This is a genomic window from Calothrix sp. UHCC 0171 (assembly GCF_034931845.1).
GTDB lineage: Bacteria > Cyanobacteriota > Cyanobacteriia > Cyanobacteriales > Nostocaceae > Brunnivagina.
In genome coordinates this window covers 83161-108884 of sequence record NZ_JAYGHN010000002.1, presented here as the reverse complement: position 1 = coordinate 108884, position 25724 = coordinate 83161, and the positions used below count along the sequence as shown (strand labels likewise).

At 39.8% G+C, this 25724-nt stretch carries 21 protein-coding genes; 12 read left to right on the top strand and 9 right to left on the bottom strand.

The window, feature by feature from the left end; all coding sequences use genetic code 11:
• Positions 1-96: 96 nt before the first annotated feature.
• Positions 97-1119, bottom strand: a complete 1023-nt coding sequence (gene gap, locus VB733_RS02455) for a type I glyceraldehyde-3-phosphate dehydrogenase (protein ID WP_323338527.1) — start codon at positions 1117-1119, stop codon at positions 97-99.
• A 446-nt stretch (positions 1120-1565) separates the two neighbouring features.
• Between gap and VB733_RS02450 the strand changes: the two genes are divergently transcribed.
• The 3 genes from VB733_RS02450 to VB733_RS02440 all read left to right on the top strand — a co-directional run bounded on the left by VB733_RS02450 (position 1566) and on the right by VB733_RS02440 (position 4754).
• Positions 1566-2348, top strand: coding sequence for an ABC transporter ATP-binding protein (locus VB733_RS02450; RefSeq protein WP_323338526.1), 783 nt, complete (start codon positions 1566-1568; stop codon positions 2346-2348).
• Between the two features lie 26 nt (positions 2349-2374).
• Positions 2375-3868, top strand: a complete 1494-nt coding sequence (locus VB733_RS02445; RefSeq protein WP_323338525.1) for an MlaD family protein — start codon at positions 2375-2377, stop codon at positions 3866-3868.
• Between the two features lie 127 nt (positions 3869-3995).
• Positions 3996-4754 (top strand): Uma2 family endonuclease, encoded by a 759-nt coding sequence (locus VB733_RS02440; RefSeq protein ID WP_323338524.1) that lies wholly within the window; start codon positions 3996-3998, stop codon positions 4752-4754.
• 43 nt (positions 4755-4797) lie between these two features.
• On the opposite strand, the gene VB733_RS02435 is transcribed toward VB733_RS02440, so the two are convergent.
• Positions 4798-5562, bottom strand: coding sequence for a peptidylprolyl isomerase (locus VB733_RS02435; RefSeq protein WP_323338523.1), 765 nt, complete (start codon positions 5560-5562; stop codon positions 4798-4800).
• 273 nt (positions 5563-5835) lie between these two features.
• On the opposite strand from VB733_RS02435, the gene VB733_RS02430 reads away from it, so the two are divergent.
• Both VB733_RS02430 and VB733_RS02425 read left to right on the top strand, forming a co-directional pair.
• Positions 5836-6225 (top strand): hypothetical protein, encoded by a 390-nt coding sequence (locus VB733_RS02430; protein WP_323338522.1) that lies wholly within the window; start codon positions 5836-5838, stop codon positions 6223-6225.
• 642 nt (positions 6226-6867) lie between these two features.
• Positions 6868-9261, top strand: a complete 2394-nt coding sequence (locus tag VB733_RS02425) for a WD40 repeat domain-containing protein (RefSeq protein ID WP_323338521.1) — start codon at positions 6868-6870, stop codon at positions 9259-9261.
• Positions 9262-10231: 970 nt separating this feature from the next.
• On the opposite strand, the gene VB733_RS02420 is transcribed toward VB733_RS02425, so the two are convergent.
• Together VB733_RS02420 and VB733_RS02415 are read right to left on the bottom strand one after the other, a co-directional pair.
• Positions 10232-10933: a hypothetical protein gene (locus VB733_RS02420; protein WP_323338520.1), complete on the bottom strand. Its 702-nt coding sequence runs from the start codon at positions 10931-10933 to the stop codon at positions 10232-10234.
• A 196-nt stretch (positions 10934-11129) separates the two neighbouring features.
• Positions 11130-12191, bottom strand: coding sequence for a D-alanine--D-alanine ligase family protein (locus VB733_RS02415; RefSeq protein ID WP_323338519.1), 1062 nt, complete (start codon positions 12189-12191; stop codon positions 11130-11132).
• Between the two features lie 192 nt (positions 12192-12383).
• Between VB733_RS02415 and VB733_RS02410 the strand changes: the two genes are divergently transcribed.
• The 3 genes from VB733_RS02410 (at position 12384) to VB733_RS02400 (ending at position 16856) form a co-directional block, all read left to right on the top strand.
• Positions 12384-13829 (top strand): aldehyde dehydrogenase family protein, encoded by a 1446-nt coding sequence (locus tag VB733_RS02410; RefSeq protein WP_323338518.1) that lies wholly within the window; start codon positions 12384-12386, stop codon positions 13827-13829.
• A 325-nt stretch (positions 13830-14154) separates the two neighbouring features.
• Positions 14155-15549, top strand: a complete 1395-nt coding sequence (hisS, locus tag VB733_RS02405; RefSeq protein WP_323338517.1) for a histidine--tRNA ligase — start codon at positions 14155-14157, stop codon at positions 15547-15549.
• A 71-nt stretch (positions 15550-15620) separates the two neighbouring features.
• On the top strand, positions 15621-16856 hold the full coding sequence (locus VB733_RS02400) for a PQQ-dependent sugar dehydrogenase (RefSeq protein WP_323338516.1): 1236 nt from the start codon (positions 15621-15623) through the stop codon (positions 16854-16856).
• Between the two features lie 230 nt (positions 16857-17086).
• Here VB733_RS02400 and VB733_RS02395 read toward each other — a convergent pair whose 3' ends face one another.
• Together VB733_RS02395 and VB733_RS02390 are read right to left on the bottom strand one after the other, a co-directional pair.
• Entirely contained in the window at positions 17087-17530 is a 444-nt protein-coding gene (locus VB733_RS02395) for a cupin domain-containing protein (protein WP_323338515.1), read from the bottom strand.
• A gap of 93 nt (positions 17531-17623) precedes the next feature.
• Positions 17624-18397 (bottom strand): isochorismatase family cysteine hydrolase, encoded by a 774-nt coding sequence (locus VB733_RS02390; RefSeq protein ID WP_323338514.1) that lies wholly within the window; start codon positions 18395-18397, stop codon positions 17624-17626.
• A gap of 167 nt (positions 18398-18564) precedes the next feature.
• On the opposite strand from VB733_RS02390, the gene VB733_RS02385 reads away from it, so the two are divergent.
• Entirely contained in the window at positions 18565-19974 is a 1410-nt protein-coding gene (locus VB733_RS02385; protein ID WP_323338513.1) for an amidohydrolase, read from the top strand.
• Positions 19975-20109: 135 nt separating this feature from the next.
• Here the strand turns inward: VB733_RS02385 and VB733_RS02380 are convergent, their stop codons facing one another.
• Positions 20110-20589, bottom strand: a complete 480-nt coding sequence (locus VB733_RS02380; RefSeq protein ID WP_323338512.1) for a hypothetical protein — start codon at positions 20587-20589, stop codon at positions 20110-20112.
• Between the two features lie 107 nt (positions 20590-20696).
• Positions 20697-21656, bottom strand: a complete 960-nt coding sequence (locus VB733_RS02375) for a putative 2-dehydropantoate 2-reductase (RefSeq protein WP_323338511.1) — start codon at positions 21654-21656, stop codon at positions 20697-20699.
• A 91-nt stretch (positions 21657-21747) separates the two neighbouring features.
• Between VB733_RS02375 and VB733_RS02370 the strand changes: the two genes are divergently transcribed.
• The 3 genes from VB733_RS02370 (at position 21748) to VB733_RS02360 (ending at position 24013) form a co-directional block, all read left to right on the top strand.
• Positions 21748-22149 (top strand): fasciclin domain-containing protein, encoded by a 402-nt coding sequence (locus VB733_RS02370; protein WP_323338510.1) that lies wholly within the window; start codon positions 21748-21750, stop codon positions 22147-22149.
• Positions 22150-22290: 141 nt separating this feature from the next.
• Entirely contained in the window at positions 22291-23346 is a 1056-nt protein-coding gene (locus VB733_RS02365; protein ID WP_323338509.1) for a class I SAM-dependent methyltransferase, read from the top strand.
• A 343-nt stretch (positions 23347-23689) separates the two neighbouring features.
• Positions 23690-24013 (top strand): hypothetical protein, encoded by a 324-nt coding sequence (locus tag VB733_RS02360; RefSeq protein WP_323338508.1) that lies wholly within the window; start codon positions 23690-23692, stop codon positions 24011-24013.
• Between the two features lie 220 nt (positions 24014-24233).
• Here VB733_RS02360 and VB733_RS02355 read toward each other — a convergent pair whose 3' ends face one another.
• Positions 24234-25118, bottom strand: a complete 885-nt coding sequence (locus tag VB733_RS02355) for a CoA-binding protein (RefSeq protein WP_323338507.1) — start codon at positions 25116-25118, stop codon at positions 24234-24236.
• Positions 25119-25724 lie beyond the last annotated feature (606 nt).

The window sequence follows — 25724 nt, the reverse complement described above, 5'->3', positions numbered from 1 at the left end:
AAGGCGGGCAACTTCGAGAATGTAGAGCGGCATCACCCGCCCTACAAAATGAAACATTGCCAGAATTAACCTTTACACAGTAACCAGGATACTTGGTTAAATTCCTTCTTTTGCTGCCATCGATAACATCAAGTCAATTACCCGATTAGAGTAACCCCACTCATTGTCATACCAGGATACAGCTTTAAAAAAGTTGGGATTTAACTCAATGCCAGCACCCGCATCAAAGATACTAGAACGGACATCCCCCTGAAAATCAGTGGAAACCACTTCATCCCCTGTATATCCCAAAATCCCTTTCAGTTCGCCTTCCGCAGCCGCTTTCATGGCAGCACAGATATCTTCGTAGCTAGTGGATTTACTGGTTTTGAATGTTAAATCAACTACAGAGACATCCGGAGTTGGGACACGGAAAGCCATTCCCGTTAACTTCCCTTTTAATTCCGGTAACACCAGCGCAACAGCTTTAGCTGCACCTGTGGAAGAAGGGATAATATTTTGTGCCGCTCCACGACCACCGCGCCAGTCCTTTTTACTGGGACCATCTACAGTGGGTTGAGTAGCGGTCATAGCATGGACTGTGGTCATTAAACCTTCAGCCAAGCCAAAGTTATCTTGAATTACCTTAGCGATGGGAGCCAGACAATTCGTAGTACAGCTAGCATTCGAGACAATCGTATGTTTAGCTGGGTCAAACAAGTGATGATTTACACCAACCACAAAAGTTTGCACATGTTCCGGGTCTTTAGTGGGTGCGGAGATAACTACCCTTTTTGCGCCTGCCTTCAGGTGATTTGATGCCCCGGCGAAATCGGTAAATAAACCAGTAGATTCCACTACATAATCAGCACCAAGTTTACCCCAAGGTAACTCCGCTGGGTTACGAACCGACACGCAAGGAATAAAGCGACCATCAACTTCAATCCCATCAGCTTTGGCTTCAACAGTACCTTTGTAGGAACCGTGGGTAGAGTCGTATTTCAACAAATAGGCGAGGTTATCGGGGGGTACGAGGTCATTAATACCTACGAACTCGATATTGGGATTGTTCATACCTGCACGGAACACCAAACGTCCAATGCGACCAAATCCATTAATGCCTACTTTCAACTTAGCCAAGTTAAATCCTCCTTTTAATCCCTGCCTCAAGTCAGGGTATTTGTGTTTGCTAGCGTTGAGGTGCAGCTAGAATAGTTTTTTGTTGCAGACGCGATCGCGAGTCTGACTTAATTCATCCTGACAGTAGCATTTTCTAAAAGCCGATTTAGTTGGCTTATTTTAAGATTTGTGAGGAATAGGGTGTGGGGAAAAATCTAGAAGTAGGGGAATTAAACTTTCTGAGACGATTAAACGTCTATGATTGTGTGTAACTAATGTGTAACTAATTTAGCCGCAGTTTATCTATATAATACTGCGATCAATAACGATAATATCAAGCATAGTTTAGTGGCTGCTAGTTATTTGTGAGGCTCTAACCATGAATAATTAAATGATTGCTTATTCTCCACCGCCCATTAACCACTATCCTTTACCTATTAACGACTAATTCAATACTCGCAATTAAAATGACAGAGCCAATTATCGAATTAAAAGGTGTTTCTAAGACGTTTGGTAATAATAAAGTTTTAGATAATATCGATTTAACTATCTATAGAGGGGATGCATTAGGAATAATTGGTCCTTCGGGAACTGGGAAATCGACGGTTTTACGAGTGATTGCGGGGTTAACAGCACCCGATTCTGGGGAAGTTTATATACAAGGAAGGCGACGACAGGGTTTAATCGAAGATGGTGATGACCCAGTGGGAATTGGGATGGTATTTCAGCAAGCAGCTTTGTTTGATTCGTTGACGGTGGAGGAAAATGTCGGATTTTTGCTGTATCAACATTCCAAGTTGTCCAGGCAAAGGATTCGCGATTTGGTGAATCAGAGGTTAGAAATGGTTGGTTTGGGGGGAATTGGAGATAGATATCCGTCGGAATTATCGGGAGGGATGCGGAAACGGGTGAGTTTTGCACGGGCAATTATTTCCAATCCCGATCGCCCTCAAGATTCGGCGGAAGTTTTATTATACGATGAACCGACAGCCGGACTTGATCCGATTGCGTCAACTGTGATCGAAGATTTGATTCGCGAATTAGGTACGATTTCCGGAGGTTGTAGCACCTATGCGATTGTCACCCACCAGGATAGTACGATTCGCCGTACAGCTGATAGACTTGTGTTTCTGTACCAGGGTAAAGTGCAATGGCAAGGAAATGTGAATGAAGTTGATACTACAGATCATCCTTTGATTAGACAATTTATGAGTGGTAGTGTCAGAGGACCAATTCAAGTAGCGGGATAAGAACGGTTAGAAGTTAGGAGTTAAACATGCGATCGCTGCGGACAGTACGAGAGGGTTCAGTCGGGTTATTATTCCTAGTTGGGTTAGGTGTGTTTGGGTTAATTTTCCTATGGTTAAACCGCTTTACAGCCTCCCAAAATTCCTATAAAGCTTTTGTTGAGTTTGCGAATGCTGGGGGGATGCAAAAAGGAGCCGCAGTCCGCTTTCGCGGTGTAAAGGTGGGCAGAATTGCGTCGATTAAGCCGGGACCAAATAATGTGGAAGTAGAAATCGAAATTAACCAACCTAACTTGATTATCCCCCGTGATGTGGTTGTGGAAGCTAACCAAAGCGGTTTAATTGCTGAAAGTTTAATTGATATTTTTCCCAAATCATCGATTCCTGAAGGTGCCATCGCCGGAAAGCCCCTAGAAAAAGATTGCGATGAACAACAAATTGTTTGTAATGGCAGCCGTCTTCAAGGTAAGATTGGTATTAGCATTGACGAAGTATTGCGCTCTACCAATGACCTTGCAGTCGTTTACAGCGACCCCAAATTTTACAGTAATCTGAATAAAGTATTAGAGCAAGGTGCGATCGCGGCAGCAAATGTCGCCGAATTAAGTAAAAATCTCAGCGTTCTCAGCAAAAGCTCTCAATCTCAATTTAATAACGTTTCCGGTCTGACAACATCATTAAAACGCACCGCTAATCAAGTTAGTGTTTCCACTTCCAAACTCAGTGTAACTGCCGATCGCACCCTCAACCAATTTGGGACAACAGCCAACCAATTTAACGCCACCGCCACACAATTGCGTTCTACTAGTAGTGATGCGAGCAGGTTGTTAAATAACCTCGATAGCCTCGTCACCAGCAACCGTTCTTCGCTAGTTTCTACCCTCAATAATATCTCCGAAAGCAGTAACCAACTACGTGTAACAGTTAACAGCCTTTCACCATCTCTAAATCGCTTAACACAAGGGGAACTGATCAAAAATCTGGAAACCCTCTCAGCTAATGCAGCACAAGCATCAGCAAACCTCCGGGATGCCACTAAAACCCTTAACGATCCCAAAAACGCTGTAGTCTTACAACAAACCTTAGATTCCGCCAGGGTGACATTTGAAAATACCCAAAAAATTACCTCCGATTTAGATGAATTAACAGGTGACCCCAAATTTCGTACCAATTTAAGACAGCTTGTCAATGGTTTAAGCGGTTTAGTTTCCTCAAGCCAGCAAATTGAACAGCAAGTACAAGTAGCTCAAACCTTGGATTTGATGAAAGCTAATCATATTTCTACACCCACACCAACTGTTCGCCCTTCCGCAGAGAATCAAACCAGCAATCAAATCTTTCCCACTGCCGAATTTTCACAATTACCAAACACCCAAACACCCCAGCAACGTAAACAAGCAGTCAATCGTTTACTATGGGTTCTGAAAAAAAATAGTGAAGCCGCAAAACTTGTACCTCAAAATTCTAAAGGTAAAGTCGTTGATGGTAATCAGAAAGAACAACAAACAGATATGCAAAAATAAAGTATGTTCTCATCTGGTTGAAAAAACCCAATTGCATAAACAGCATGAATCTCAGAAAAATAAATTGATTAAATTTATATTTAATTAAATTCTCTAACTAGTCCCCCAATATTTAGAGCAACACATCATGCTAAAGTATAAATTGCCAAAATATCTACCATCCGCCGAAGAACTGCCCGATTCAGACGAACAGCCTGTGGATAACGAACTCCAAGAATTATTACCAGGGTTACTCAAAGCAATACTGCTAATACTATGGGCAGAGAGAATGGATTGGTTGTTTGGTGTAGATATGGGTATTTATTATCACCCAGACCAACCGCCAATAGTCCCAGATGGTTTTCTCAGCTTGGGGGTTGAACGTTTTTACGATGAAGAATTGCGTCCCAGCTACGTATTGTGGGATGAAAATGTTGTGCCGATTTTTGCTTTAGAAGTAGTTTCCCAGAATTATCGGAAAGAGTACACCGATAAGAAAGATGATTATGCAGATTTAGGAATACTTTACTATGTTGTCTATTCCTCCCGTCGCCGCCGCAAACCTCGCTTAGAAGTCTATAAATTAATAGATGGGGAATATGTGTTGCAGGAAGGAAACCCCATTTGGATGCCAGAAATTGGCTTGGGAATCGGTTGTGAAAGGGGTAACTATTCTGGAGTCACACGCGAATGGTTGTACTGGTATGACGAACAAGGAAAACGCTACCCCACTCCCCAAGAATGGATTCAACAAGAATCAATACGTGCAATAGAAGCCCAACAACAAGCTCAACAGGCTCAGGTACAGGCTCAACAGGCTCAGGTACAGGCTCAACAAGCGCAAGAACGTGCTGAACGGCTAGCAGCAAAATTACGCGAACTAAATATCGATCCCGATCGCATTTAATCCGCGTTCACACTAAAATTTATTTAATTTATCTCTGTATTATTTATTTTCTCAGGTTATTTAAACCTTTAACCACCTTAGCAGATTGGATGCGATCGCCTTGTTTAATTTTATCTACTACATCCATCCCTTTAGTAACATAACCAAATACAGCGTATTTACCATCCAAAAAATCTAAATCATCCAAAGCAAAATAAAATTGTGATGATGCTGAATTTGCTTCGTTAGCACGAGCCATTGCTACAGCACCGCGTTTATGTCGCAACACTGGAATTTGACGATTTTCCAGAACCTTACCGTAGGTAGGCTGTTTTGCTCCTCTTGGTTTAATTTCTAGAGGTACATAACGAGTTTTTCCTGTGGCTGGATTAACCCAACCACCCGTTCCCCATTGTTCAACAGGTATTTTTGGGTTTTTACTCTGAGGATCACCACCTTGAACTACAAAGGGCTGTGGCTCGCGGACAACACGATGGAATACTAGACCATCATAAGCTTTTTTTTGTACCAAATCGACAAAATTACCTGCACTAATTGGGGCATTTGTCCCGTCAACTTCAATGGTAATGGGTGCTTTATTTACTGTAACGACGACAGTTGCTTTACCTAATAGTCTTGGTATTGTTTTGATTTCTGAATTAATATCTAAATTCACACCTGAAGGTGCAGGTTGTTGGGCAATATGAGTGATTTTACCTGCTGAAACTGGCTGTTGTATCCAGCTATAAGCCGTAGCAGCTAGGGCAAGGAAGGTGACAGTGCTGAGAATGCGGATACTGCGATGATTTTTGTGGAGATTCTGTGACATGAATTTCGCTGCGTAAAATTACTATAGTATTAATGTATCTATTTTTCTCAGGAATGTCGCCTAGTGTTTTCACTTCTGGGGAATTTGTGCATTTCCTGATTATTTTTTATTTCCCAGGAATTATGACCTTTAATAATACCATTGGGCACCCAGAGAGAGTAAAAATCGTCACAAATTACTAAACGATTTATTTATTGGCTTTTAGCTGTAATGCTGATAAAAAAATTACAAATTAGCGACAATGCGATCGCACAACATTACTTTTAAGAGGAGATGAACGTGAAAAATTTAACACAAAAACTATTGGTATCCGTAAGTTTATTGACTTTGTTCGCCCCATTCCCAGCTTCCGCACAACTTGTCCCCCAGCCTTGGGTATCCGTCGGCAGCAAAGATGGTGATATTACTTACTCAGCAGGTGCGAGGGCACTAAATCTGGGAGCAGAGATTGGTGTTGGTCCCGATGGAGCTACTGGTGTCGATGTATTAAAGTTCTTATCTTTACCTTATCTTTCTCCATACGTAGGCTTGGGATACTATTCCAATGACAAAGGTTTGGCTGTTTCTGGTGGTGTCCAAGTTGGAGCAACCAAAAATGTATTTGTAGGTGCTGGTTACAATTCTGTACGTGGTTTTAATGGGCAGTTAGGAATCCGCTTCTAGGTATATTGGCTGGTTAAGATTGGCTCGGAGAAACGGAGACAAAAATTAATCCCCAATTTAAGCGAATCAAGCTTCTGTAGAGGGTTTGGGGGATTCTCCCCCAAACCTTGGTTTTTTCGATACACAGCAGTTGGCAAGTAGATGGGGTATAGGCTTAAAAGCTAAAAGTCTTGTGGTATGTATGGGCATCTTGCCGATTAAATCTACTGTATCAACTGAAAAAGTATTAACTGAAATGTATTGATTGATGTAACAGTTGCGTAGCAGTTTAACAAGTAGAGATTAATTTTAGCTAAAATTAAGGAAATTGCTAATATTTATCAATAAGTGTGGTAAAGTTTTGAACGATTTGTATCATGTACTCAAAAAATGCTGCTGAATAACAGCAGTTTTCAAGATATATGTTCTGTAGTTGTTAGAAATTACTCTATTCCAGCTAGTATTCTAGAGGTAGAGATGACGCTTTGAAAATTTTATCACTAGCTTTCGAGGTATGCTAAAAATAAGCTGTCCGAAAGTATTGGGATTGACTTGTCTGAGTTGAATTCAGATAACAGGCAGCAAGTAAGTGAAGGTTATAGCAAAGAAGATTAAACCAAAATAATCGCACTTTGAGGCGATAGATTCAACAGGAAACTCCTTATGGAGCAAGGAATAAGAGTATTAATTCAGCTTGTGCTAGAGTTTGCGCCAGTTGTCGTAAATCTGGTGCAAAGACGAAATGAAGCAAGTGGGATGCTTGCTAAGTATCAACCTCCCAAAGAAATTAAAGAGTTTCTTGAAGTTGTTGATAATTCACTGACGAGTAGTAATTTAGAGAAATCTTCTTTTTTTGAGTTAGAACGCGAGAAAATATTGCAGCAGCAATTAGCTATTTACAGTCGACAAACTCAATTAGAAATAGCTCAACAAGAACGAGAAGCCACCCTCAAATTACCAGAGGTGAATCGGATTCTTGATAGTTGGCCTCTACGATTATACCCGTCACAAATACTAGAATCTCAAGTAGATATAGCTAGGACTCCTCTGAAAATTTTTGTGGCACCGCCCAAGATTTTATTCGATAAATTCGATAGTTGCGAAGAGGATATTGCTGATATTGAATTGATGTTAGCGGAGGGATTAAGAAATTTTCTCAATTGCTATTATTCATTACATAATCAAACTCGTCCGACTGAGTTTTTAGCTGGGGCTTGGTACAGTAAGAGATTTCACAGTGAGTCGAGTATTAAGGCTCTATTTGGAATGTTGAAATCGGAGCCAATCCTCATCTTAGAGTCGGAGACTGATGGTGAATATATTAATTTTCGCATTGGTTATTGGGGATTAGGACAGGACAATTATTATTACAAAACTATTTCGCGGATACCCTATAAACAAATTATTTACCAATCTGCCAAAAATCGGGCTTTGCAATGGAAAAAAGTGCGTGATGAATTGATTTTATTAGGTGAAGATTTAGAAGAGATTAATGCAATTGGTGGAGATAATGCCATTAATTTAGAAATGTGGGAACGGGAGAAAAAGTGGCAGCAAAAAGGTATCGATACTAGTCAAATATCATTGAAATATCGAGTTAATCGCCAAGATTTTGAGCAACTAAGTCAGGTATTAGTCAATTGTCATTGTCTAGTTACTAGCTGGATTGCAGATGTATATCACTTAGTGCATCACGATGTCTCACCGTTACTGCCGGATTTATTACCGAGATTTGTTGAAGATGGTGTCGATTTTGACTCAATCAGCGCCATTGCATCTGGATACAAACAAGTTTATCAAGCTTTGGCAAGCGAACGCAGCTATTGGATTCCCGAATTAGCTTTGCAGTTAGCGCAGAGTTTATCAAGTTTGAGCGATAGTGCTAAAACTCAAATATCAGTGCAGACTTTGGCACAGGAACAGGTAGATTATTCGGTGAATGCCTGGTTACAGATGCGAAACTTGGTACAGTTCCCTGCTCATTCAGCCAATAATCAGGTTAATCATCCATTACAAATAATGCAGTCAGCAGTGAGAATCGAAGATGAGGAATACATTGAGAAGCTGAAAGCCTATTTTGCTAGCATTGATGATTTCCAAAATCTGACTTTGGCAGAGGAATTATTAAATAATATTGCCGAACTGAAAACGCTACGTTCTTCAGAATATGCATACCTAACTAACACTCTGACTGGACATTCCGAAAAAGTTACATCTGTCGTCATTAGTCCCGACGGTAAAAGCATTATCAGTGGTGGTGCTGATAAAACAGTGAAAGTATGGAACATCCATACAGGTAAGATATTAAGAACAATTACCGGACATACGGGAGAAATTTCCTCAGTCGCAGTTAGTCCCGACGGTAACTTTTTAGCAGTGGGAATTAGTGACACCCCCCGCAGCAACATCAAAGTTTGGGAATTAAACACAGGTAAATTAGTTCATACACTGCTTGGACACAATAAACCTGTGAATGTAGTTAGCATTAGTCCCGATGGGCAAATTCTCGCTAGCGGTAGCAACAAAATCAAAATTTGGAACCTGACTAAAGGTGACAGAGTATGTACACTCTGGCATTCCTCAGCAGTTAATGCCACTGCGATTACCCCTGACGGTAGCATTTTAGTTAGTGGTACAAGTGATAACAAAATTAAACTTTGGAACCCCCAAACGGGGGAACCTTTACGCACTTTTATGGGACATTCGGGGGGTGTAAAAGCCTTAGCGCTGCATCCTAATGGACAGATATTGATTAGTGGTAGCACTGATAACACAATTAAAGCCTGGGATTTAAGTGCAGGTAAAATGCTACATAATTTTATTGGACATGCAGGTGAAGTCAAGACTGTTGCAATCAGTCACGATGGACAAATGTTACTTAGCGGTAGCAGCGATAAAACTATTAAAATCTGGCATTTAGCATCGGGAGAACTATTACAAACCCTTACGGGACATTTGGGTGCGGTTAATTCTGTGACAATTAGCCCCGATAACTGTATAGTTGCTAGTGCTAGTAGTGATAAAACGATTAAAATTTGGCAATTAGCACGAAATTGACAGTGGCAGTTTTTAAAGCTATTTGCTTGTGTGAGTGATTTTTGGGTTGCGAGCAAAAATTATTCATCATGGCAGTTAATAATCACAAAATAAATCCTTTAGGTTTTATTTATGATATCTGATTTGATTCTGTAGCGATCGCATCAAATGATTAACTGTCGTTAAGCTATTGTTTTAGAGAACTGCTAGCAAACTAACTAAAAAACATCCAGATTCATTCCTATATGTTGTGTTTGATTTACCTTGATTGTATATTCACAAACAATGTATTTGCTGAGTTCAAATCGAAATCTTTATTTACTGTTAGTTAAGAGTCTAAGTGGCGAATTTTAGAAGAATAAAATTATACTAGTAAAGCGGCAGTTGCAAGAAAAGGTAGATGACTGCCTGGTATCTAAAGTTAGAGTCTTCTTGTGATTCTTTTTAAATCTACCACAACTAATGGCATTTACTACAACAGCAAAATAATCAAGATTTTATAGATATTCTTTGAAGTTATTGTAAGAAGACCTATTCGGTGATGACTGAGTAGGTATTTTTCTTCTGAAATCTTTAATTCTAGATACATAACTTTTCAATCCCACGAGCTAGAATTGCTACACTTCAACGACATTTCTCATGGCTTTGTTATGGCGTTAGAGGTAATTTGACTAGGCTAGCCCTGATTTTTTCAGGGTGTAAGCTACGACGCATCTAGTTTGTTTGTATACAAGATGCCCCGGAGTTTTCCGTGAAGAACATCTCCCCGGAAACTCCTCTCCGCACTACAATTATTTTACGTTTTTGGGTTATGTCATTTATCTGCACATCAGCTTATTCGATGTCAGCCGCCCTAACATACCACCATCTCAAGTAATGAAATTTGGGGAATTTCTTATTTTCCATAAACAAAGTCGTAGAAAAAAAGTTTTCAGTTGAATAAAGTTTAAGTTCAAAATTGTTAAATCAAAAGTTTCAGATCAAAAAAATATCAAGACTTTCGGAGAAAATGAGATGCAGAAATTTGCTTGCGAATATCCAATGAGTCCGCAAGTGATTCTCCACGAGAATGAAAAGATTGATTTTGCTGAGGTGGTAGGATTGTCACCATCGATTTTGCTGTTCGCGGTTTGGGAGACAACTGTCTCTTCATTGGAGGTGTCACAAAAATCGGGGGATTTTTGAGGGCACGGGGTTCTGAAAGTCCGCGAGGCTGCACAAATATATTTGATTCTGGTTGTTGCTGACGTTTTAAAAGACGTGCTTGATAACGATTTACTTGTTTTTGATTTTTGACTCTAATCGGCGGACGATTTAACCAACGAAAAATCACGAGACAACCACCCGCACAACTCATAGCAATACCAATTACCAGCCAAAATGGTAATGGATTTGTATTTTCTAATGGCGGACTCGGAATTGGTTCCACCATTTCCGCTTCGCGTTCGGCTTGTTCGGTTATCGAGACTTTTGGTTCTTCTATATTTTCGACATGTCCCAAACTACGAATCGCTAAATAAGCGCTACCTGCAAAGGTGACTAGTAAACCTACGACCAAAAGCCAAGGATGATACGCGATTAAGCGTAGGCAAAAATCTAACCCTGGGCTATGCTTCCTCTTTGCGGCAGTTGAATTCAACGCTGGAGTAGCAGTTTTTGGTGACTCATGCTGGACTCTCTGACTGTTTTCCATGATGATATGCAGCTTTATACCCCTCTAGAAGGCTAATTGTACTGGAGGAGTTCACCCTGGAGTATCCGTAGTAAAATATTGGATTTAAGTAGTCTTTTTGTGACATTTAGAATACATAAACCCATTAAATTAGGAATTTGATTGTAATTTTTATTACTATTCTCAATAGAAATATATAAAATTCAGTTCTACTATTTTAGTTGGGAGTGGAATGTCGTTCGATCGCAAATTGGACTAGCTGATCAACCAATTGGGGGAAAGAGACACCTGTACGTGACCAAAGTTGAGGATACATACTTGTAGCTGTAAAGCCTGGCAAGGTGTTAATTTCGTTGATCAAAATTTCTCCAGTGGCTTCGACGTAGAAAAAATCGACTCGCGATAAGCCAGAAGCATCGATCGCTATAAACGCCTTTATTGCCAACTCTTGGATTTGGGAAACTATGGCTTCGGGGAGTGGCGCTGGCATCAGTAAATCCGCCTTGCCTTCTGTATATTTTGTTTCGTAATCATAGAAATCACTACTGTAAGTAATTTCCCCGATTATTGAAGCTTTAGGACTGTCGTTTCCTAACACAGCGCATTCAACTTCGCGCGCCACAACACCAGCTTCAATAATTATTCGGCGATCGTAACTGGCAGCATTATCGAGTGCAGTTTCTAATTCTCGGCGATCGCGAACTTTGGCAATACCAACAGAAGAACCTAAATTTGCGGGTTTGACAAAGCAAGGATATCCCAAATTAGTTTCGATTTCATCGCAGAGTTTGGGGAAAATACAAGCATTTGACCAGATTTGGCTGCGAGTTACCGCCATGTATTTAACTTGGGGAATGCCAGCTTGGGCAAATACATCTTTCATGGCAATTTTATCCATTCCCGCAGCTGAACCGAGAACCCCGGAACCAACATATGGAACTTGCATTAGGGTCAGTAAGCCTTGAATTGTACCATCTTCGCCATTAGGACCATGAAGAATCGGGAACCAAACATCCATTTCTGCGGCTTGTGGGGGTAGTTGCCACAGATTGGGAGAGGCAGCAAGATTTTGTAATGGTTGACCTGAGGTGATAACCTGTTGGGGAATTTCGCCCGCCTGCCAAGCGCCATCTTTTTGGATGTAGAAAGGAACGACATCATATTTACTGACATTTTCTTCAGTTGCGAAGGCGTTGAAAATTGCCTTTGCAGACTTGATTGATACTTCATGTTCGCCCGATCGCCCGCCAAAAAGCAAACCTACCCGCAGCTTTGTCATGACAAGTTCTCCCTCACACCTCAAATCTTGATTAGCGTATCACAAGATAGCGTTTTTGCTACATTTTCTAGGTGACAAATTTTGATGCTAGTTTTGATGAAGTTCATTTTCTAACCGTTCTTAGTATAATCCTGAGTCTCAACTCCTGTATTCCTGGCAATTATATTTATTAACCAAAACCTAAAATTTCCTGTGTCTAAATCAATTGATATTCGTAACCCTCGTTCTGGTAAATATGATTACGTTGTTATCCCTCCACCACAAAAGCTTTTATTACAGCAATTTCAGCGATTACGGAGGGCGCAATTGCGCTGGCTGGCTCTAGGTTTAGAAGGGCGAATTGAAGCGCTACAAAGTTGGAAGCAGTCAATTGTTAAGGCACGTGAGAAATTAACAGAAGCATTGATTGTTGATACTGGGCGATTAGCAATGTCAATTTTTGAAGTTGATTCATTTATTAGCAATATTGATAGATGGTGTATTTTAGCACCCAGGTTACTACGAGAAAATGAATTTGATACGCCAATTAGTCAGATTAAATTTCAACAAACAGCAGTTCCATATCCATTAGTGGGTGTGATTACTCCTTGGGATTTTCCCTTACTCCAAGTTGCGATCGATACGCTGCCAGCATTAATATCAGGTTGTGCTGTAGTCGTAAAACCCAGCGAAATTACTCCTCGATTTATCGCTCCCTTAATGACTACATTTGCGAATATTCCCCAATTAAAAGATGTGTTAGCCTTTGTTGAAGGTGATGCGGATACTGAAGTAACGGTGGTGGAGTCGGTTGATTTTATTTGCTTTACAGGTAATCTGGAAACAGGGAGAGCTGTGGCAGAAATTGCTGCCCAACAATTCATCCCAGCCTGTGTAGAATTAGGCGGTAAAAACCCAGCAATAGTATTAGAATCAGCCAATATAGATTTAGCAACATCGGCTATTTTATGGGGTGCGGTAGTAAATAGCGGACAATCAGCCCACGCTATAGAAAGAATTTACGTTGCAGAATCAATTTTTGAAGATTTTTACCATCAATTAGTAGCGAAAGCACACCGCTTGCAAATAGCACATCCTACATTAGAAAGTGGAGAATTAGGTCCCATTATCTCAGTGCCACAAGCTGCAATTATTCGTGAACAATTACAACAAGCAAAGGAAAATGGAGCAGTTGTACATTGTGGTGGCGAAGTAGAAAATATTAATGGTGGTTTGTGGTGTCGTCCGACTGTATTAACCGCAGTAGACAACTCAATGTCAATTATGACTGAAAGAACCCTAGCGCCAATTATGCCTGTAATGGCTGTTACAAACTCAGAAGAAGCGGTAAACTTAGCCAATGATTCGATTTACGGACTAAGTGCAGCTATATTTACGGAATCAGAAGCAGAAGCAGAAGCAGTTGCAGAAAAAGTACAAGCTGGTAATATTAGCATTAACGACGCAAGCCTTGCTATCCTGCAAATTGCAGCGTCTCAAGGAACAATAACCCTTCCCGAAGGTGAGCAAAATGCCTTCAAATTTTCTGGTATTGGCAATTCGCGTACCGGAATAACTGCGCTAACTCGTTTCCTCCGGAAAAAAACTCTCTATAAAAAAAACAAACCGATTCCAGACTCTTGGTGGTTTAATAGTTAATTGGACATTCGGGAGATGGGGAGATGGGGAGATGGGGAGACGCGGGGACACTGGAATCAAGAGATTAAGTAGAACGGCGTAAAAAAAAACTGTAGACGTATAGGGGAGCATCCCAAATGTGTAAATTGGCTTCTCTGTGAGTAGTGTGTAACGGCAAGTAAAGTTGCCCAAAAAGCTCTGCCCTCTAGCTTGAAAGAGTCATTAGTCATTTATTATTCCCCGCGTCCCCCTTTCATGCTTGGCGATGAAATTTTTCCATCGGGACTGCCTCCTGTCTTGTCATAACGACAATTTTCAACACCGAACGACTTAATCTATTTAAAATATGGCAAAAACAGACAAAGTAAATTTTTCTACCCCAAGTGGTTTTCCCGAATTTCTCCCGACAGAAAAACGTCTCGAAGTATATCTACTTGATATTATTCGCCAAGTCTATGAAAGCTATGGATTTACACCAATTGAAACACCTGCGATCGAACGTTTAGAAGTTTTACAAGCAAAGGGAAATCAAGGTGATAATATTATCTACGGGATTAGTCCAATTTTACCGCCAAATCGTCAAGCTGAAAAAGATAAAGCTGATAAAAGTAGTGATAATGGTTCAGAAGCAAGAGCTTTAAAATTTGACCAAACTGTTCCTCTCGCTGCATATATTGCCCGTCACCTGAATGATTTAAATTTTCCCTTTGCACGCTATCAAATGGATATGGTGTTTCGTGGAGAGCGGGCAAAAGATGGTCGTTTTCGCCAGTTTCGTCAATGTGATATTGATGTCATTGGTAGACGCGAATTGAGTTTGCTGTATGACGCACAAATGCCAGCAATTATTACCGAAATATTTGAGAAAATTAACATTGGTGAATTTCGGATTCGGATTAATAATCGGAAAATTCTCACAGGCTTTTTCCAATCTGTAGGTGTTGCTGCCAATCAAATTAAAGCTTGTATTGGCATTATTGATAATCTCGAAAAAATTGGCGAAACTAAAGTTAAACAAGAATTAGAAAAAGAAGGAATTTCCACTGAAGGTATAGATAAAATTATTCAATTTATTCATATTCAAGGCTCAGTTGACGAGATGTTAGATAAACTCAAACATCTGAGTGAATCAATGCCAGAAGCCGAAATATTTAACTTAGGTGTTAGAGAATTAGATACAGTTATTGCTGGTGTGCGTAATCTTGGAGTCGCTGAAAATAGATATTGTATTGATTTAGCGATCGCCCGGGGACTCGATTACTATACAGGTACAGTTTACGAGACAACATTACTCGGACATGAAGCTTTAGGTAGTATTTGTTCTGGTGGTAGATATGAAGAATTAGTGGGTGTATTTCTGGGTGAAAAAATGCCCGGAGTTGGAATTTCTATTGGTTTAACTCGTTTAATTAGTCGTTTGCTCAAAGCTGGTATTCTTCATCCTTTAGCGGCAACTCCAGCACAGGTAATGGTATTAAATATGCAAAATGATTTAATGCCAGTTTATTTAAATGTATCGCAAAAATTACGAAAAGCTGGAATTAATGTCATTACTAGTTTTGATGCCCGACAATTAAGCAAGCAATTTCAACTAGCAGAAAAGCAAGGAATTCAATTTTGTGTGATTATTGGTGCAGCAGAAGCCGCATCGCAAAAAGCCGCATTAAAAGACTTAAAAACACGGGAACAAATTGAAGTTTCCCTCGATGATTTAGCTGCGGAAATTCAACAGCGATTATAATCACCCCAAGAAAGCAAAGAATTACCCGCGTTAAGATGGATTCAGAATCTGCTGTGTCATGCCTATTAACTATGAAAGCACTAACTTCTGACTTCATCCAAAAAGCGGAATTTGCCTTAATAGTATTACTTTTTACCGGATGTGCATCATTCGTTTCCCAAAGTCCCGCCAAAAATAACCCAACAGAAACAGCATCCGCCGAAATTAAACCCGTCAGTAATGTCCCCCCTGCTGAAGATTTTCGACAGGTGACGGTTGTGACAGGGTTAGAAAATCCTTGGGGTATGGCTTGGCTTCCCGACGGAGCAATACTAATTACCGAACGTCCAGGAAGGTTACGAATAGTTCGTAATGGTAAACTTGATCCCACACCCATTACGGGTGTACCTCCAGTCTTAGCCGTTAGTCAAGGCGGATTGCTGGACATCTCCCTACACCCCAACTTTGCGAAAAATCGCCTGATTTATCTTACCTATGCTCACGGCACAGAAAGGGCTAACAGAACAAGGGTAGCAAGGGCAACTTTTGATGGCAAAGCACTCAAAAATTTACAGGTAATTTTCGAGGTTTCTCAAGCCAAGCCAGGGGGACAACATTTTGGTTCGCGGATGACTTGGCTACCAGATAATACAATGCTCGTATCCATTGGTGATGGTGGCAACCCCCCAATTCAATTAAATGGAGAGCTAATCCGCAAGCAAGCGCAAAACTTGAAAAGCCATCTGGGTAAAATTGTACGGTTAAACGATGACGGTACTATACCCAAAGATAATCCATTTGTAACCAACAAAAATGCTGAACCTGCGGTGTGGAGCTACGGACATCGTAACATTCAAGGACTGACTTTCGACCCGATTTCCCAAAAAGTATGGGCAAGCGAACATGGTTCCCGTGGTGGGGATGAAATCAACCAAATCCAGCCAGGTAAAAATTATGGTTGGGCAGTTGTCACCTACAGTCAGGAGTATACAGGAGGCGAAATTTCTCCAGAACGTAGCCGTGCGGGAATAGTAAATCCCCAAGTTGTTTGGACTCCTTCAATCGCACCTTCAGGGCTATCTGTTTACAATGGCGATAAGTTTCCGCAGTACAAGGGCGATTTATTTTCAGGAGGATTAGTTTCCCAAGATGTACGTCATATCGACTTAGATGCCAATGGTAACATTATCAGTCAGCGATCGCTCAATATTGGGCAACGGGTGCGGGATGTTCGCCAAGGCGCAGATGGTTTCCTGTATGTCTTAACTGATGAACAAGAGGGACAATTAATTCGCTTGGAACCTAGTGGCTCATCAGCCCAAAATTAACTGGTTGAGATTGACTTGGAGATACTGAGACACGGAGACGCGGAGATTTTTGTACCGACAAAGTTACTGTCGTGGACTAGCAGTAAAGGTTGATTTTGCTTGGGGTGGTTAGCTCATAGGCATTGGTAAAGTCTAATCACCCGCAGGATAGATGAAATCGCATCCCAAATTTGACATAAATATGCAGATGCGATCGCTTCTATATTTTTTTCACAATTGGTTTGCCAAAATTAGGCAACTAATCGACTCAGCACCGACATATCCTCTTCATCCAATTCAACAGGTGTACCACTACGAATTAACTCAGAAAAATCTTCATTGGGAACCATAATTGTCAAAGTATATAAACGCGAAGAACCTGTATTTTTAATCATATGGGTTCCCGTGGGTGGAACTAGCAAACTATCTCCTGTTTTGATAGGAACAGTTTTACCATCGCACATTGCCACACCTTCACCTTTAATGACAAAAAACATTTCTATAGCCCACTGATGGCGATTTGGTGGGGTTTTACCACCAACATCAAATATTTCCACACAACAAGTCAAAGATGTATTTGCACTCGCAGTATCAAATACAATCGCTAACCGATTACTATCATTAGGGCTAATCCGATAGGTTTGATAATCTTTGGGAGATTTAACAACAGGAATTACACAACTTGTGAGGCGCATTTTATTGTCTCCTGGTTAATTGGAAATTATTAATGGTTAATGGTTAATGGTTAATCTGGCAATTCGTAATACTCAAACTAAATCCTCAATTACTCACTCTGCATTCAGTGCTTTTTTAATTATTTGCGAATTGGTCACAAAACCAAAACATTGGTTGATATTATATATAGTTGCTTGCCAGCAATATTCCGGTGAAGTTGTAGCAGTACAATCTTCCACTAAAATACAGTCATAGCCCAAGAAATTAGCATCTTGTAACGTTGCCATCACACACTGATCTGCATTTACACCCGCAAAAAGTAAAGTTGTCCTTCCCAGGTTACGGAGGATACTGTCTAGAGGAGTATCCCAAAAGCCGCTCATTCGATACTTACTCACCTTGATATCCTGGGGTAACTGTTCCAGTTCATCAACTACCGCAGCCGCCCAGCTACCCTCCATGAGAACTTCTGCACCATTTTTCGGCAAGCGATCGCCTAAGCCGACACCTTCGCCAGTAGGATTATATACATGTAATACATTGGCGCTAATATTCATCAAGTCGGGACGATTGCCCCAATTTAGCCAGATGACTGGGATATTTACTTGACGCAGAGCAGGTAATAAATTTTGCAAAGGCTTAATTGGCTGCCTAGCTGGGGTAACATCAACACCAATATGCGCTAACCAACCATCGGGATGACAAAAATCATTTTGCATATCGATGACGAGGATAGCAGTTTTTGCTAAATCGACGCGCACCTGTTTGGTAGCAGTTGCTAAGATAACGGGTTGTGGATTGTCAGGGGGACGGGTAATATCTGCAATTTCATGATTCACTGTCCAAGCATTTGGTGCTATTCCTAGTTTCCGAAGGGGTAGATTCATAATAATTAGAGAATGTGGAAAGAGAAATTGGGCATTAGGCATGGGCTATTGTGTAATTAAAATTACAATTAATTAAAATTAACTATTACCCATAAACCATTTCCCTAATATTCTTTTTAACTCGAAAATCTGTTATTGCGTTTAGTTACTTAACTAAGGTTAAAATCGTGGACTTTACTATTCAGAATGCTTTAATTGCTACAGAAGATGATTACATTACTCAATCTGTAAGGGTTGTAGATGGGGAAATTCGCGCTATCTCTGAGGAATTTGACCAGGATGATGTCTCAGTTAGTACATTAATTAATGCTGAAAATCAGCTTTTACTGCCAGGTTTTGTCAATGCCCATACCCATTCTTCAGAAATGTGGCAACGGGGAATCATGTCAATGTTTCCTCTGGAATTATGGTTAGCAGAACTCTATGATTTTGCGCCGCTTGATTTGGAAAAGGTTTATTTGAGTGCATTGGGTACTGCTGTCGAAACACTACTTTCTGGTGGTACTAGTGTTGTTGATCATTTGGTTTTGATTCCTGGTAAGGAATTGGAAACTATTGCAACTGCGGTACGTGCTTACAAAGAGGTGGGAATTCGCGCTTTTATTGCCCCATTAATTCAAGATGAATCTTTAGCTGCGGGGATTCCTGCTGGGGGTACAAAGCAAAATTATGAACCCTATTTTCGTTCGACTCAAGCAACATTAGATATTATCGAAGAGGCAACAAAACAGTTTCATAATCCTGATGCAGGTGTGAATATTTTAGTAGCACCAACGGGGATTCAATTATGTACTGATGCTTTATTTCAAGGCTGTGCAGAACTTAGTAATAAATATCATCTTTGCCGACATTCGCATTTATTGGAAACGAAAGCGCAAGAGAAATTAGCCCAAGAGAAATACGGCTGTACCGCAGTTGAACATTTGCACCGTCTTGGCTATTTAGATGCCCGCACATCATTAGCACATTGCGTTCACCTCACTGATACAGATATTCAAATTCTGGCGGCAACTAAATCAACAGTTGTTCATAATCCCCTGAGTAATTTACGTTTGGGTAGTGGGATTGCGCCGATTTTAAAATATCGTCAAGCTGGGGTGAATGTTTCTTTTGGTTGTGATGGTGCTTCCAGTAATGATTCACAAGATTTACTAGAAGCGATTAAAATTGGTTCAATTTTGCACAATGTTACAGATTTCGATTATCAACATTGGATTACACCTCGGCAATCTGTGGAAATGGCTGCTTTGGGTGGTGCAATTGGCTTGAATCTGGGTGATGAGTTAGGTTCCGTGGATATTGATAAAAAAGCTGATTTAGTGCTTTATGATTTGACTAGTTTATCATTATTACCGCGTACTGACCCAATTGGTTTGTTAGTTCTCGGTCGTCCTAGTAATATAGTTAATAGTGCTTGGGTGAATGGAAAACAAGTTGTTGCCAATGGGCAAGTAACAACGATTGATGTGGATAATTTACGCCAAGAATTATTTAAACATAGTCAATGGCAAACTAAACGTAAGTCTCAGAGTGTGGCTGATTTAGAAGCACATTATCGTTTAGTCATGGGTTTGTAAGTATCCGTAAACAAATCTGTGGGTGTATTGGCAATTATTTATCTAGTTTAGTTGAGGAAACTTTATTTCAGAAAAAAGTTAGATATTTAGGGACGTAGATGTAGCGTCTCTAAATACATTTGGATTGCATCTGGTTTAATGTGAATTATTTTTCCCCAAATTTTCTAAATCAGAAATAATTAATTGTTCAATTTTAGTTGCTAAGACATCAATATTTGCATCTGCACTATTAAATAAACCATGTTGATTCAATATTTTAATTGCCGATTGAGCAGCTAATTTAGCCGCATAATGATTAGTTTGAGAGATGCGATCGCGTTTCTTTTCGACAAGATTATCTCCGGATTTATCTTCTTCATTTTCTGATGTATTCTCTGTTTTTAGAGAAGATTTATTAATAATCTCTTGTGCTTTTTCTACTGTACATAGGGAAGTCCCTTCACCTAAAGCACCAACTTGCTGCCCCAATTTATTATAGCGAATTCCTGACTTTAAAGTTACAGTACCAATCACAGAAATATCTTCAATTTCATCAATTACAGCTTTACTCCCGCGCCAGTCATCGTAGAAAAATACACCGATTCTCTCTCCAATTTTGAGTTGAAAACTATCCATAACCCATTAATTTTGATTTAGGTCAATAAAATCATACTATTTTCTGGAGCAATCTGAATTTGATTGCTGGGAAATCATCTTAACTTACTGAAAAATAGAGAAAATTATCAAATGCGATCGCGATTTTTAGTATCCAAAAACTTTAATTGCTGATAGAGACAATTAATTAAAGGTAATTTGTCTGATACATGAGCATCGAATGTACTTGTAATTCTCAAAGGATTCCCAAAAATTGCTTCCACTTCCAAAGGACGACACTCATCAAAATCTATCTTCATACTCGGTTGATATGATGGCATTTTTGCCGTATTCCCCAACATTAACTGTACAAAACTATGAGGGATTTCTCGACCACAAATTTCTGCCGCTAACACGACTTCATTCATGATTTTTTCTACCAGTTCACGAGTATGCATATCTGCCATCAACTCAGCAGTTGACGCATTTAAAATGACTGATAATCCATTATAAGGAATATTCCAAACCAACTTTTTCCAACGTGCGAGCAATAAATCTGTTGTTAACTCCATTGGAATCCCTGCATTCTCAAAATCACTGGCAATTTGCTGCATTCGACTATTAATTTCCACGAGTTGATAATTTGCCGCAAACCCACCCAAAATAATATTTTTATAGCTCAGATGGCGAATATGTCCCGGTGCAATTTTATTTGCTGTCAAAAAAGATAATCCCCCAATTACCCTTTCATTACCAACTATTTTTGCAACTTCAGTTTCCATACCCAAACCATTTTGTAGCACTAATACCACCCCATCATCTTTAACTAGACTGGGTAATATTTGGGGTAGTTGGTAATTTTGTGTTGTCTTCATCGCAATAATTACCACATCGCAACGCGGCATTTTCTTGTCCACATCTATATAAGCATTAATTTTTGGGAGATGAAAATTGCCATCTATTGACTCAATCATCAAGCCATGCTCAACTATGTGTTGGTAATCACTACGAACCAAAAAATTTACTGGTAAACCAGATTTTTGCAACTTTGCACCATAAAAACCACCTAAAGCACCCGTCCCCAAAATCCCGTAAGTCAAATTAACCATATTCACAATCAATCGCAATCATCGAAAAATACTAATACAAAACTTATTTACAATATTTTAAAATCTATGTCACAGATATATTCGGGAAAACATGGCTGATATTGTTGATATTGCTGTTGGTGCAGGTTCATTTTCGACACTCGTTACTGCTGTTCAAGCTGCGAATTTAGTCGAAACCTTAAAAAGTCCAGGTCCTTTTACAGTTTTTGCACCTAATGATGATGCTTTTGCCAAACTACCACCTGGCACAATTACAACCTTAGTGCAAAATATTCCCCAGTTAACTCGGATTCTTTGTTACCATGTCGTACCGGGAAAGTTAACAAAAGCAGACCTTGCTCAGTTAGGAACAGTTACATCTGTTGAAGGCTCAACAATTAATATTAACTGTGCAGATGGCTTTGAAGTGAAAAATGCGACAGTTTTAGCGGCTGACATCGAAGCAGATAATGGGATTATTCATGTGATTGATACAGTGATTCTCATGGGTTAATTAAGCTGTGTTTCTGTCCTTGCCACGCCACTACCTATATATTCTGTATTTCTACTGCTGGGTAAGCTATACAAAATGAGAGTTTTCGTTACAATTCTTTATATGTACGTATAAACTCAGTTTAAAAAATCAAACGCTCCCATGTCTGACATCTTGACAAAGTTGACTTATCAAACCTTGCAGCAGGGTAAAAATTACTTTGGTATAGCTCACAGAACCCTGAGTGGCAGGCTCAAAGAACTGATATCGCCGAGCGATCGCAAAATCACACCTGTCTCTGGGGAATTAATATTCAAACTGCAACAAAGGCAAAATCATCTCAATGAGGTTGATTGGCAGGATGCAGAACGGGGAATATATCCCGTTAGCTTGCTGTTTGATAATCCCTGGGAAGATTTTTTTAAATACTATCCGATGGTATGGTTGGATTTACCGCAAATTTGGGAACGCACCAAGCAAAAAAACTATCAAGATTTCTCTGCCGAAATTGATACACAAGGATACCCAAGTTACTACGTACAAAACTTTCACCATCAAACTGATGGTTATTTAAGTGAGCTATCGGCAAATTTATACGATTTACAAGTTGAGGTTCTATTTGGTGGTTCTGCGGATGCCATGCGGAGAAGAATACTGGCTCCTTTGAAGGAGAAACTGAGGGTATTCACAGATGTTTCTCCCAACCAAGTGCGGGTGTTGGATATTGCTTGCGGAACAGGACGTACTTTAAAAATGATTCGCAATACCTTACCGCAGGCATCTCTATTCGGTACGGACTTATCACCTGCTTATTTACGGAAAGCAAACGAGCTTCTTTCCGAAATTCCTGGAGAATTACCCCAATTATTACAGGCAAATAGTGAAGAGTTGCCTTATTTGGATAATTATTTTCATGGGTTAACATCGGTGTTCCTGTTTCATGAATTACCCCCAGCAGCACGTCAGAATGTAATTAATGAAGCTTTCCGGGTGATAAAACCGGGTGGAGTTTTTGTGATTTGCGATTCTATTCAAGTTAGTGATTCTCCCGACTTGGAATTTATGATGCATAGCTTTTATGAAACTTTCCATGAACCCTATTATCGCCATTATATGACGGATAATTTAGAGGAAAGATTGCAGCAAGCGGGGTTTGTAGATATCGAGATGCAGGTGCATTTTATGAGCAAATATTTTATTGCTCGCAAGCAAAATTAGATAGGTAATTTGTTGATAGGAGATAGACTCTTGTAAAATTAGTTAGCCTGGTATTCTTGAGAATACTAGGCTGTAATTTTGATAAATAATGGGATAATCTCATTGAGGATGACTATAGTAGAAGTCCTAGTATAATTGAGAAAGATAGTATTTTTTTTTAATTCTCACTACTGAGTTATACTTAATCGGCAACACTGGCTTTTAGGAGTTATCTACAGAATCATTTAAGATTAATTTCGATGAATATGGTGTAAGTTTTATTAGTATTGATTTGCACCTATAATTAATCACTTTAATAACTAATAGAAAAAACTATAATAGACATAAACAATCAGTAGAACTAATGCTCGATTTCAACACTTTAGCAGAATTTTCCCGGACACATTGTATCGGAATTTGCGCGTTTTTGGTGCCAGCCAATTTACTGACAACATTGGTGACAGTGGTTTGGGCATTTCAACAACGGGGGAGACAACAGGTGCAGCAACCTGCGGCGATCGCTAGTATGTTCGCATTGGTAATGATATTACATGTTTATACATGGTTTCAAGTTGGTGTCGTCATGGCAGCGACTTACATTTTGCTATCACTAGCAGTGAGTTGTTTAATAATTAATTGGGGTACGGTTTTGTTACATCGGCGCTTCGCAGTTCAAAGTCCACTGTAAAACTGAAGCTGATTAATTAATAAAGGATGAAGTTTTTTAAACGTAAAATAGCAGCCTAATCACAGATTTTTCGGCAGGCTGATAATCGAATAACAACCCTGCCACTCACGGGCAGGGTTAGGGAAAATTATTTAATTAAAGCACATATTTTTGGAATCACTATTATTTAGGATGTTAGAGTGCCCATCTCTGAATTAAATCATAGAGGTATTTCCCATTTCTACTTTTTAATTGCTTTTTTGAGTAACTGGGGAATCAAAGATGGTCTTTCGGCAATGGGAATTTCCGCTTCTGAGAAAGCAATTAACTTGTTTTTGGCGGAACCAAAATCCGGATCACGTCCAATCACTGCTGCCAGAGTTCCGGTTTGCCGCCAATGTTTGCCCCTGGGAGCTTGAGTGCCGGCGATATAGCCAATTACGGGTTTGTCTATGGCTTCGGCAATGTAACGGGCTGCGGCTTCTTCACTGCCTCCTCCCGGTTGTCCGACGAGAACGATTGCTTCAGTGCTTTCGTCTTCATCGAGGATTTGCAGCCATTGGATGAATGATGAACCAACGATCGCATCACTACCAATACTGACACTAATGGATTGTCCTAATCCAGCTTTGGTCAATTCCCTGGCAATTTCATAGGTGAGGGTGGTACTTCTACTCAGTATTCCTATGGAGCCAGGTGTATAAAATTCTCCAGGTTGCGTCCCTAAAAGGATTTTTCCAGGTACAATAATACCAGGGCTGTTGGGACCAATCACAATGGTGTCGGTTGCTTCGGCTTTGCGGAGAAGCTGTACCATATCTAAAGAGGGTACACCGGGAGAGATAATGATAATTTGACGGATGTTAGATGCGATCGCTTCTAATGCTGCATCTAATACCTGATAGGGATGTACGCAAATAATAGTAGTATCAATTATTCCGTGTTCGTTAACTACTTCCTCAACTAAATCAAAGACATACAAGTTATGTATTTGCTGTCCCCCGCATCCAGGATTTACCCCAGCGATTAAGTTGGTTCCATATGCTTTCATCTGCGCGATATGCGTTGATGAAATAAATTCACTAAAGCCTTGGATAATAACTTTGCTGTTTGGCGTTAAATTCATAAAAGAACACGACAACTATGTCTACTCACCTGATTTTTTTTGATTGGGAAAGGACTGAGAATGTAAACTGAAACAGTGGTATTCTCTCCATTGTTTATTAACTCACATCTTGCACCAATAAAAATTGATGTTTTTTAATTACTCAGTATTAAAGCCTAAGCTCTTGATTTAGCGATGAAAACCAGCAAAAAGAATGTAGTATCATCACATATATTTGCAGTTTGATTGCATTATATACGGAGATACACAAGATATTAAGATTAATGAAAAAAACAAAAATATCTCTAGCAGTCACTAGTAGTAAATTTTGTCAAACTTTGCTTTGTAACTATCTAACTATCTGAGTATTGTAAAGTTGTTCTAACTACCCTAGTAAGCTGTTAAGCTCTAATTTATATAGACAAAGCGGGCAGGATGCCCCGGAGTTTTCCGTGAAGAATATCTCCCCGCAACTCCTCTCCGCACTACAATAGCTAGATGTTTTCTCTTTATACAATTTAACTGCGTATCAGCTTAACAAGAGCATTCTGTTCCCTTTAGATAAACAGAATAATCTCACCTACATGACAAAATAAAACATTGGGCATACTTCCCTAATAACGGCTA